Origin of the sequence: Shewanella abyssi (assembly GCF_023284025.1) — a bacterium.
GTDB lineage: Bacteria > Pseudomonadota > Gammaproteobacteria > Enterobacterales > Shewanellaceae > Shewanella > Shewanella abyssi.
In genome coordinates this window covers 48760-59361 of record NZ_JAKIKR010000029.1, presented here as the reverse complement: position 1 = coordinate 59361, position 10602 = coordinate 48760, and the positions used below count along the sequence as shown (strand labels likewise).

Genomic DNA, 10602 nt, shown 5'->3' with positions numbered 1-10602 from the left:
TTTAATGCCGTTTTTGCTGATGGTGTTAAGGCGCAATTGGTGGATATAAACACGGTAGACATGAGCCAATGATAAAATTGCGTTTCACTGATGACTGGTTAAACGCAGAATCGCCAATATCACTACACTTTTACAGACCCACGTTTGACGGCGTAACCCTCAGATTTACTGAATTTTGGAACGGTTCACAATCCCCGATATATCTGAGGTTTGACTCTGATATTCCTGTGGGCCCAGAGAAACCGCCTATCCGTGATGGTGGATTAGGGCTTGATTTTATTGTTGCTTGGGTGGAACCACTCAAGGCTGAGGTGCAGGCGATAATCGTTGGGCAGACTAAAAGAATTGAAAATCAATTTCAGCTTGATTGGTTGGCAGATATTGCAATAGATCACCAAAGTGCTGCGGCATGGCAAATAGGTTTATTGCAAAGCACTAACGTGTATTTGCCATTACAGCTTGGTATTCAGCAAGCGCAAACGAACCATTTTTCTTGGGTATCACCTGTTCTACATCACCGAGCCACCTCAGTTAATTGGTTGAGCCTTTCAACTACAGAGAGTCGCTTGCAAGTGTCTTGGTGGTTAACCGGCTCTTATCAAAGTGACACAGCGATAACTCTTAAGAGTCACGATGTGGTTATTAGCATGCTCAATGTTGATTACGCCTCAACGGACAGCGATGTTAACCATCATATAGCCCTTGCTTGGGGGCCACATAAAGCCAAATGGGTTTGTTCAACCAAATATCGATCGCCAGAAGTTGGCTTGTTGACTATGCGCTTTAGTGAGTTAGGGCTAGATAACACTCTGCCACCAATCATCTTAAGGTTTACAGCTTCAGATAAACACTGCCATTTCGACAATGGCGGCGGCTTGGTCGATGCCAATCCAATAATTCCTAACCTTGATTTTAAAGTTCCCATTGAACCTCAGATCCGCAGGGCTTATTTAATGCAACCAACGTTAACATGTACTCGCGTCAGCGACTCATTGCCGATTGTAATCGACGGCGTGAGTATCAATGATAGCCGAAGCCAATTTACTCAATCTGTAAGCTTACAGTTCAGTAGCGCTATTGATGCCAGCCGCGCTGAAAATGAGTTACTGCTTATTGATATTAATGGTTATGAGTTTTTTGCTTTAGCAGAGCAGCCATCGAGTAGCGCAAGCTTTGGCTCTAAAACCTATAGCAGTGCAGGGCGTAGCCGAACAGCGCAACTAGCAACCCCTTGGCGGTCATTGATTAGTTACACCAACGATACTGACCGCTCATTGGCGGGGATATTGGGGGATCTACTGACTAATGCAGGTTGGACGGTTGAGCTCGATGGGGTAACTGATTTTACGGTACCAGCCGGTGCATTCTCAATAATGGGTAAATCGCCAATCGATGCCGTGAATGATGCATGTGCTCAAATCGGCTGTATGCTGCTTGCTGATGAGTTTGCCAGTAAGTTAAGCGTTGTTCCGCGCTGGCCTACATCGCCTTGGTTAATGGATGAGGCAATTGCTGATGTGAATATTCACGACTCAGTGATATTGAGCTTTAACCGTAAAAAACAAATTAACCAGGCATGCAATGCTGCATGGGTTAGAGGTGAGCAACAAGGCGTGAGCGCAAAAGTAAAACGAGCGGGTACCGCTGGGGATATTCCGACTGCCGATATTAGTGCCCAGTTAATTGTTGATAATCAAGCGGCGAGGCTTGCAGGTACCAATGCGATAGCGGCCAGCGGCAATAAAGAGCTGATTACTGTGTCGTTACCTATCATGGCCGACTTACCGCCCTTAAAAAAGGGCATGTTGATTGGGGTTACATATGAGGGCAAGGTATTCAAGGCAACATGCGATAGCGTGAGTATTAGCGCTAACATGGATCAAAGTAGTGGCTTAGATATTACTCAAAGCGTGAACTTAATTAGGCATTTAGAGTAGGGGATTTATGTTTAAGCAATTACAACAAGCGCTGTCATTACCGCGCATGATCATGACCGTGCACAGTGATAACGGCAATGGAACGGTAAAGCTAATCAGTGATTCAGGCTTATCGATAACCGCGCTTGGCAGCGGAGCACCAGGTGCGAAAGTTTACGTGCAAGACGGGCGCGTTTTGGGAAGCGCAGCAGATTTGCCACATACAGAAATAGAAGTGTAAACTAGGCTAAAGTCATGGAGGATTTTATGAAGTATTCAATTTTGTTTTTAGCGTGTTTTACGACATTGCCAGCGCTGGCAGAGGTCTATCGCTGTGCAGGTGATGTTTATCAGTCGGATCCCTGTGATGACTCGAGTCAGCCTGTAGATCTAAGCAATGTAGGTAGCGTAGTGGCAAATGACAACGCTTTGTACACATCTAACGCAACCCCGCGGTCTGCTAGTACAGATAAAAAAGCTGAAATCAGCACCTACATACGTAATCGGCAAATTGACCGTGAAATCACAAAACTTAAAAGTCGACGAAAAAAGGTTCTAGTAAATCGTGATCAACGCATGGTCAATTTAAGAAATAGAGGTCGCTACGCTAACAACAATCTAGCCGGCGCAACCTGGCAACAAAGTTTAGCTCAAGAAATGAATGCGATCACGCAGCAAGCAGATACCGAAGTATCAACCATTGACCGCCAAATCACACGGCTTAGATCAGAAGTAAAGTGAGTTTTATCGCAATTGGATAACAATAAATTTTGTCGTTGTAATGCGTTCTTGGACAGCAGGTTGTTAGGGAGAATGTTCAGAGTTCTCTAGTTAACATCATGATAAGCATGGCGAAGCTAAAACCCCCCGGTTCCTGCAAACACTCAATAATGATTATCTTAAGACCGCTAGTTTATGTTCACTAAGAGATGGGTCGCAGTTCACTACCATAACCAGTATGTTTAGTAAGGAGCTCTAAATGTACCGTCCTGTGCAGAGCTCCATGCTGGGGGCGGAGGCTAAATACCTCTAGCCAAAAATTATACAACTATTTAAAGTCACTATTAAGAAGTATATGGTCAACTTTTGACAAATTAATCTTTTCATTATCTGCTATAGCTTCAAGCCTCGCTTTTAACTCAAAGACTGTTAGATTTCCACTTTGTAGCTCATTTAACAATTTAGTTGCATCACTATTTAGACTATTGGAAAGCGATTTAAAACTAGTTCTCCCATCAGCCATTTGAAGCATTAGAGATAAAACTTTTCCATTTAGTCGTTTTTCATCTTGCTTGCCAGGCGACGTTTGAGATGCATACTTGTTTACTTCAGAAAGCAATTCTCTTATCTGTTCGTAAGTTTTTGAAAAGTAGTTACGAATACTTTTTCTTTCTGCTGCTAAATTTGATAGTTCCTGTCGAATTTTGTTATTCGTAATTTCACACTCTTTTTTTATACGCTCAACTTGAGCCTTTGATCTTTCCTCTTCTCTCTCAATGACTGTTTGTGCAAAATAGTCCGGAAATTGCGTAGCGACAAAATATGAAAGCACGAGTCCGAGTACAGCGCCCACACATCCACCACCGAGCTTGTCTTTAAAATTACTAAACATAATATCCTCCTAGTAAAGGGTCAATTATAGTCATGACTATGAGTTTTTTTGGGTGAAATGTATAAATCATATGGCAACCATAATTTAAATTAGCAATTTTAAAAGTAAACTAAATATTTACCAATATGTTACTAGCAAGCAAAGGTGGTTATCTGTTCTAATTCATTCATTCGCTGACTTAATATCATGACTTTGCACGTCATAACTGTAGAGCTATAAATATTCTGGCCATTCTATTGGATGTGGCATCACATGTTTTGAAGGGAAATGCAACCAGCTTTACCTCAAGAGATATCAATCTTAAACTCGTTTTGGAGCAGATGTTTGCCAGTATCACAGACAAATCAAGGTATCTGCGAGGAATTACATTTAAAGTTTAAAATACAAGTGTGCATCGCAGCGTGCATTGCATGATTAAATTTTGAGTTTAATTGTTTGTTATTCAATATCTTAGGCTTTCTGTATCATAATCGTGCCAGAAGAGGGTGTTTTGTTTTTTTGAAGGCATAAAATCGTGGCTATTAACTTCCATTAAGTGGATTCATCATAGCACCACGGTAGTCTAATTGTCTTAACTTCAATAATGGACGGACTTATTTGCTTGAATTTACGTCAGTTTGATGGCTGGAACCTGCTCTCTATTGCAAGTATAATACGGCTAGGTCAATGAGGAGCTGTATGTTTGAACCGCTATTAATCCAACCGCAAATTATCGAAATTAACCACCAATCAACATTGAAGCTTGTTTTGTCTGAACAGTTTGGCAACTTTAGTGTATTGCAGCTGCAATCAGGCCCTATAGCTGAAGTCGTTGTGGTTAACGTTTCTGAGACCAACATGTCGTTGATGGTACGGCTACATCCTTATTTGTCGCTTGAAATTATTGAAACGCACGAATATGTGCCATCGGATGCTCCCCTTAATCGTAGTGTCGGTCAAGGATGGCGGCTTTTTTCAACCTTGGGGATTTCGCCTAAACTTTGTGCTGAGCAGCTAAGACAAGGGCTGTCAATCGCGGTTGATATTGATAATGTCGGTCAGTTTCATATCGTTGAACCCATAAAATGGGAATTAGTCCCCTTGGAAGCAGATTTTCGATTAGGACTTATTGCCAGAGAGATCCAACTAGCAAAGCATATTATCGCTCGTTCGATGGATATTGAACCCAACGCGGAAAGTCTTTTGGTAGAAATTAGCGAGCTAGAAAGTATTCGTAACGACTTAAAACGTTTTGCTAACGAAGGTTTGCTAAATCAGAATTATAGCGATAATGATATAAGCCAACTTGATGCTCAATTGGTCAAAAAAAGGCAATTACTGACTCGGCGCTATTCGCAGCTAGTCGAACGGCCAAACTTGAGCCGAGCAGCTAATGCTGATGTTGACCAAGGTCTGTTGAGAAGAAAACTAGAAAGCTATCAACTGTTGGCGCCACCACAGCTAAATGAACTTGTAGAACAACTTATGGCAGATGGAACAGAGAGTTCATTTGCATTGGAGAATGATTGATGATTTACCGTTGCCCGATATGCGAACAACCTTTAATGCTGCAGAGCAAAACTTGGTTTTGTGATTCTAATCATAGGTTTGATTGCGCTAAAGAGGGCTATGTAAACTTACTTCCAGTTCAAAAGAAAAAATCCAGTGATCCTGGTGACAACAAAGAGATGATGTTTGCTAGAAGAGAATTCCTTAATAAAGGTTACTACCAACAGCTTAGTGACAGTGTTAATCAGCTGGCAAAGACTCATCTTAATGATGCCAAATACGGTCTCGATATTGGTTGTGGCGAAGGGTACTACTCCAATCGTTTGGCGCATGGATTAGGTGAAAATTTTACCTTGTTTGGATTAGACATTAGTAAGTCAGCACTTAAGTATGCCGCCAAACGATACCCAGATATTGCTTTTAGCGTCGCGAGTGCTTTTGATATGCCGTTCGCTGATGATAGTTTTGACTTTATGCTTAGGATCTATGCGCCATCATTGGATACGGAACTTAAACGAGTGATAAAGTCAGGCGGCATTCTGATAACAGTATGCGCAGGACCTAGGCACCACTTTGCATTGAAAGAACTCATATATGAAACGCCTAAAGAGCATACTCAAGAGTCATCACAGATTGAAGGTTTTACATTAATCGATCAAAAGCGACTTGAGAGCACGCTCAGTTTGAAAGATGAGGATGATATTGGTCACTTTTTACAAATGACACCCTATAACTGGAAATTGACAGACGAACAAAAGCTCGCATTAGCGGCCTCGGGTTTTGAGTGCGAATTGGATTTTAAGATAGAAGTTTTTAGCGCGAACTAGTAGGTTTGTCTAAGTTAGTTTTCGATGATTAAGCCTTTGTTGTTATAGGTTATTTGGCCTGTATATATTATGTAATATCTGGATTTTTCTGGCTGTAGATATATGAGTCGAAATACTCTTAATTTAGTCTTGAATGTGTGTTGACTTATCATGGGAATGGTTTATAGTGACTGCAGCTTGAAAGTTAGGGCTTATTTTTATGTGTTCAATACGACAATGTTCGTCCTGTTAACATTAAGTAAACCGGCATTTTCCAGCTTTACCGCCGTTAAGGCTTTAATTTATATTTACAGGATTCAATATTATGTCTCAAGTTACTGGCGTTGTTAAGTGGTTCAACTCTGATAAAGGTTTCGGATTTATCGAGCAAGAGTCTGGTCCAGATGTATTCGTACACTTCCGCGCTATCAACTCTGACGGTTTCAAGACTCTTGACGAAGGTCAAAAAGTTCAGTTTACTGTTACTCAAGGTCAAAAAGGCCCACAAGCTGAGAACGTAACTGTAGTTTAAGTTACCAGCTTGATTAGCATCTAGCTAATCGCATCAAATTCTGAAGAGCCGTGGTTTACCACGGCTCTTTTTTCTTTGTCATTTTAAAACATTATCAGCCTTACTGTTATTGCAATAAAGTCTAATCACTAACGCACTGTCATTTTTTATTTATCCCCTTACGCGCCACCAATACCCATCATCACAACACCAAATCGCTTTGCACACTTATCAATTTGTTTATTAAAACTGTTTAGGATCAGTTACCACGAGTACCCGTATTTATCAAAATACAGCCGCTACTCGCTGTATCTATATGTGTTAAATTTTGCTCGTCATAAAGGAGCAAGAAGCTAATCTGCTGAGCATAGCGCTTCAGAGTTGAGCGAATTGAACTCGTTGACGGCATTGAAGGCAAGGGCAGCAAAGCACAACACAGGACAACACAACAATGGTCACTGTGGATTGGTACAGCGTATTTAGCGCTCAAATAGAGCACGGAGATAGTCATGAGGATGGCTACTGAACTACATTATCTGCATGACTTGAAAGAGTCAGAAGTGGTATGAGTGGATGTAATCGATAGCGTTGGACTGGAATCTGGAATGCCATTGGCACCTAAGTACCAATGGCGGTCGAGTATTATTGAGAAATACTCTTTATTGATGAGGCACTTATTATGAGAAGAGCTTATCCTCTAAGGTACGTCCTCTGAGTATGGCTTTATATTGCCAGTTGTTATGTTTAAACAAGGAGAATAGGGCACTTTCAATAGCATAAGCTTCTTCGCTATTATGCTTTATCAAAAACTCGTTATGTTGTTTCTTCTCAATTGAACTGATGTCTGGCAAAGCCATCACAGCAGCGAGGATTTTATCGGGATCACACTGCTGCATAGTTAATGTTAAATACTGATCCTGCTGGTTATCGTCCATCGATACCGATTGGGTTAGCTGTCCTAGCTCCAGATACAGTACTTGTCCACAGAGCTTTTCCAGTTCGTCTAGATTATGTGAGCTAATAATGAATGTCGTCTTGCCGGCAAGCTCTGTGACTAACTCGCGAATTTTTTTCGCATTAGCGGGATCAAGACCTGCAGTGGGTTCGTCGAGTAGCACCAACTCAGGTGACCCAATTAATGCCTGAGCGATTGCGACTCGCTTTGCCATACCGTGACTTAATGATTTAGGCTTTTGTGAGGCACAATCTGCTAAGTCGACAAGGGATAAAACCCTTAAGGCTTCCGCTTTAGCGTCAGCTTTAGAGAAGCCTTGCAGTGTGGCAAATAGCACTAGTTGAGTTAGGACATCAAAATTGGGATCAAGGCTTGCATCTTGCGGAAGAGACGCAACACGCCCAAGCAGTGCATTATCTCCAGGCTTATGGCCAAGGATCCTCACTTCGCCAGCAGTTGGCGTTATATAACCGCATAAAAGGCTAAAGAGAGTGGTTTTACCAGCACCATTTGGTCCGACTAAAGCTATAGGCTCTCCGGCTTCCAAGCTAAGATCAACCTGCTTCAATGCTTGTTTACTGCCGTAGGATTTTGATAAACCTTTACATTCAATCAGTCTCATAGTGCGCTCCGTTTGATATACATGCGTCCGAGTAACAGAAGCACTGCTGTTTGCAATAAAGCAACGGGTGCATATGCAAAGCTAGCTAAGCCTTGGGTGTTAATCATTAACGAAATTTGTGAACCCGGCAGGATCCATTTCAGTTCACTAATAATAGGCAGAAAGTTATTGATGATACCTATGGTTATCGACATGGCAGCCCAAATGAGAATGGCATAGATGGTGGCTTGACGTGCTGAGTTTGCATAAAGCGACAGTATCGCCATTAACGCGGTATAGGGTAAAAGCACAATAATGAGGTTGACGGTGACCATCAGTCCACTTGTCAAAGCGGGTATTAGCAGTGTCGTTTCTCTGCTAACCGCGAGCACTATGGTTGCTAATACAGTTAACGAGACCAACATAGTTTGGATTATCATATAGCCTATAAAACGGCCAAAGAAAATACTGTCTCTGCTGGTTCTAAGCGTTAAGAAGCGAAACGTACCGCGCGCTTTATCAGAGGAAAATTGATCGGCGGCGATAAAGATACTGAATAGCGGAAACAGGTATAGCGACGCAATCCAATAAATGGCTAATTCAGCAACAGACCATTTAAATAGCTCACCGACAACCTGTGGCCCAAAAATGCCTTCAATAAGATCTTTGTAACTTGGAGTGAGTAAAAATTCTGATGCCCCTCGGACCGGATAGAGCAAAATAAGCAACCAAACCAGAGCAAAAGCGGCAAGCGCGATCATCCCTCGAGGGTTGAATAACATCTTCTTGACTTCAAATTGGGCAAGTAAGAGCGTGTTGCGCAAATTATTGTTGTGTGGACTGTTTTCCAAACTATTCCCTTAATCTATGGAATTAAAACAGCTAACAGGTTACCACCGCAACGAAAGGGCGTTAACTATTTGTTAGCGTTAATGGATTAATTTTTATTTAACCCTAATATTAGTTATTTAGCGAGTAACTGCTGCACCAGTAATTTTAACTCACTTAGATCAGTTTCAAGCGTAGCGACTCTATCGCTCAGTTCGAGTTGTGAACTGTCAGGCTTAACGACTTCTATCGGTAATAATGAGGCAGACTCTATGCTTGTTGTCGTGGGGGTAAAAAGCTGACAATAGCGTGCTTCTCGTTTACCGGGCTCTTTTGCTAATAGAGCGACCAAGGGCGTTTCTCTGCGAGCGAGTTCAACCAGCGCATGCTCAACTTCACTGACATCGTTAAATTCATGTAATCGATTGCTACGGGTTCTTAACTCGCCAGGTGTTTGTGGACCACGGAGTAATAGCAGACAGACAATGGCCAATTGCGCCGCGTTTAACTGCAAATCACTAAACTCGGTATTACAAAAGCGATGCTTATATTTGATAACACGACTACCAAAGCCTGATTGTTCTGAAGTTAAGCGTTTTTTGGCAAGGCTATCGAGTGTATTTTGAACGTCCGACTCGCTTAAGTTAAGCACCGGCTCTCTGCTGGATTTTTGATTACAACCGGATGTCAAACTGTTGAGAGATAAAGGGTACTGTTCAGGTGTGGTGAGCTCTTTCTCGAGTAGCACACCAATAATCCGCGCTTCATGTTGAGTGAGTTCCATTTTGGTCCCTTAATAAAAAAGCATGGCTTTGTTATAACAGAGCCATGCTTTAATGCAAAGGTGGTTTCGCTTACATTAGCGATAATCGCTGTATTTGTAGCCGTTCACACTGACTACAGAGATTATATACGTAGAAATCAATCGACTAAGCGGATCCCATCAGGTGAGATCGTGATCTGTTCTTTCTTATACAAGCCGCCAATACTCTTTTTGAATGCTTTTTTACTCATAGAGAGTTGAGAGTATATGACTTCAGCAGCTGTCTTATCATTGAGAGGTAAAAAACCACCCGCTTGTTTTAATTTAAACAAGATGGTGGTTGAATGCTTATCTAACTCTTCTTTGACGCCTTTTTGCAAAGCTAGATCTATTTTGCCGTCGCTTCTAACACGCTTAACGAAGCCTTTGATCTTTTGACCAAAGCTAAGGCGGGTAAATACTTCATTGCTATAAAGTACGCCCCAATGTGAGTGATTGATAATGGCCTTGAAGCCAAGATCGGTCGTTCCGCCAATAATGAGGCTGACTTCTTCACCATCTTCATAAGTGGGTTCGGTAGTGTCGAGGAATCTATCAATTTTAGAAGAGGCAACTATACGGTCATCAACGTGACTGGTGTAGATACGAACAAGGTATGATTTACCCTCTTCAATCTCTCTATGTTGCTCGCCAAAAGGTAGCAGTATATCTTTGTCCAATCCCCAATCAAGAAAAGCGCCGTAGGGACCATTTACTTTTGCTTCCAAGAAGGCAAACTGGCCAACTTGTCCTAATGCACGTTTAGTGGTTGCGATGACCATGTCTTCAGAGTCTAAATAGAGAAACACGTTGACCATATCGCCGACATGACACTCTTTTGGGACGACTTTGCTCGGAAGTAGTACCTGACCTAATTCCTTGGCATCCAAATAAACGCCAAATTCAACCAGTTTTACAACTTCTAGCTTGCAGGGTTTGCCTATCTCAATCATGTTTCTCTCTACTTTTTACTATGATGACTAACTTCTGCTGCGATTATAGTGGAATTCATAGCAATATGCTTTAGCCGCAAGGTGCTAATACCTGGAAGATTTGATTTAGCGGCAATAAAAGTGGTTTTTT

General features: G+C 41.8%; 11 protein-coding genes. 6 read left to right on the top strand and 5 right to left on the bottom strand.

Annotation, left to right across the window (positions count from 1 at the left end; all coding sequences use genetic code 11):
• The first annotated feature begins 68 nt into the window (after positions 1–68).
• From L2755_RS13435 to L2755_RS13425, 3 genes are read left to right on the top strand one after another with little or no spacing between them, the layout of a single operon-like run.
• On the top strand, positions 69–1937 hold the full coding sequence (locus tag L2755_RS13435) for a hypothetical protein (protein WP_248981204.1): 1869 nt from the start codon (positions 69–71) through the stop codon (positions 1935–1937).
• Positions 1938–1944: 7 nt separating this feature from the next.
• Positions 1945–2157, top strand: coding sequence for a hypothetical protein (locus tag L2755_RS13430; RefSeq protein ID WP_248981203.1), 213 nt, complete (start codon positions 1945–1947; stop codon positions 2155–2157).
• A 26-nt stretch (positions 2158–2183) separates the two neighbouring features.
• The gene (locus tag L2755_RS13425; protein ID WP_248981202.1) at positions 2184–2657 is read left to right on the top strand and encodes a hypothetical protein; all 474 of its coding nucleotides are present in this window, start codon (positions 2184–2186) and stop codon (positions 2655–2657) included.
• Between the two features lie 307 nt (positions 2658–2964).
• Here the strand turns inward: L2755_RS13425 and L2755_RS13420 are convergent, their stop codons facing one another.
• The gene (locus tag L2755_RS13420) at positions 2965–3528 is read right to left on the bottom strand and encodes a hypothetical protein (protein ID WP_248981201.1); all 564 of its coding nucleotides are present in this window, start codon (positions 3526–3528) and stop codon (positions 2965–2967) included.
• A 678-nt stretch (positions 3529–4206) separates the two neighbouring features.
• Here L2755_RS13420 and L2755_RS13415 point away from each other — a divergent pair.
• The 3 genes from L2755_RS13415 (at position 4207) to L2755_RS13405 (ending at position 6354) form a co-directional block, all read left to right on the top strand.
• Positions 4207–5037, top strand: coding sequence for a hypothetical protein (locus tag L2755_RS13415; RefSeq protein ID WP_248981200.1), 831 nt, complete (start codon positions 4207–4209; stop codon positions 5035–5037).
• Positions 5037–5843 carry a 23S rRNA (guanine(745)-N(1))-methyltransferase gene (gene rlmA / locus L2755_RS13410; protein WP_248981205.1) on the top strand — a complete coding sequence of 269 codons (807 nt, stop codon included), beginning with the start codon at positions 5037–5039 and terminating at the stop codon, positions 5841–5843. The genes L2755_RS13415 and rlmA overlap by 1 nt, the downstream gene beginning before the upstream one ends.
• Before the next feature lie 304 nt (positions 5844–6147).
• Positions 6148–6354 (top strand): cold-shock protein, encoded by a 207-nt coding sequence (locus L2755_RS13405; protein WP_012155714.1) that lies wholly within the window; start codon positions 6148–6150, stop codon positions 6352–6354.
• Between the two features lie 656 nt (positions 6355–7010).
• Here the strand turns inward: L2755_RS13405 and L2755_RS13400 are convergent.
• From L2755_RS13400 to L2755_RS13385, 4 genes are all read right to left on the bottom strand, one after another.
• Entirely contained in the window at positions 7011–7910 is a 900-nt protein-coding gene (locus tag L2755_RS13400; RefSeq protein ID WP_248981199.1) for an ABC transporter ATP-binding protein, read from the bottom strand.
• Positions 7907–8740: an ABC transporter permease subunit gene (locus L2755_RS13395; RefSeq protein WP_248981198.1), complete on the bottom strand. Its 834-nt coding sequence runs from the start codon at positions 8738–8740 to the stop codon at positions 7907–7909. The genes L2755_RS13400 and L2755_RS13395 overlap by 4 nt, the downstream gene beginning before the upstream one ends.
• A 113-nt stretch (positions 8741–8853) precedes the next feature.
• Entirely contained in the window at positions 8854–9501 is a 648-nt protein-coding gene (locus L2755_RS13390) for a YceH family protein (RefSeq protein WP_248981197.1), read from the bottom strand.
• Positions 9502–9638: 137 nt separating this feature from the next.
• Positions 9639–10472 (bottom strand): CvfB family protein, encoded by an 834-nt coding sequence (locus L2755_RS13385; RefSeq protein WP_248981196.1) that lies wholly within the window; start codon positions 10470–10472, stop codon positions 9639–9641.
• Positions 10473–10602 lie beyond the last annotated feature (130 nt).

Bases quoted from the DNA above. Each gene is read 5' to 3' on its own strand.
- L2755_RS13435 (WP_248981204.1), top strand. From the start codon at position 69: ATGATAAAATTGCGTTTCACTGATGACTGGTTAAACGCAGAATCGCCA.
- L2755_RS13430 (WP_248981203.1), top strand. From the start codon at position 1,945: ATGTTTAAGCAATTACAACAAGCGCTGTCATTACCGCGCATGATCATG.
- L2755_RS13425 (WP_248981202.1), top strand. From the start codon at position 2,184: ATGAAGTATTCAATTTTGTTTTTAGCGTGTTTTACGACATTGCCAGCG.
- L2755_RS13420 (WP_248981201.1), bottom strand. From the start codon at position 3,528: ATGTTTAGTAATTTTAAAGACAAGCTCGGTGGTGGATGTGTGGGCGCT.
- L2755_RS13415 (WP_248981200.1), top strand. From the start codon at position 4,207: ATGTTTGAACCGCTATTAATCCAACCGCAAATTATCGAAATTAACCAC.
- rlmA (WP_248981205.1), top strand. From the start codon at position 5,037: ATGATTTACCGTTGCCCGATATGCGAACAACCTTTAATGCTGCAGAGC.
- L2755_RS13405 (WP_012155714.1), top strand. From the start codon at position 6,148: ATGTCTCAAGTTACTGGCGTTGTTAAGTGGTTCAACTCTGATAAAGGT.
- L2755_RS13400 (WP_248981199.1), bottom strand. From the start codon at position 7,910: ATGAGACTGATTGAATGTAAAGGTTTATCAAAATCCTACGGCAGTAAA.
- L2755_RS13390 (WP_248981197.1), bottom strand. From the start codon at position 9,501: ATGGAACTCACTCAACATGAAGCGCGGATTATTGGTGTGCTACTCGAG.
- L2755_RS13385 (WP_248981196.1), bottom strand. From the start codon at position 10,472: ATGATTGAGATAGGCAAACCCTGCAAGCTAGAAGTTGTAAAACTGGTT.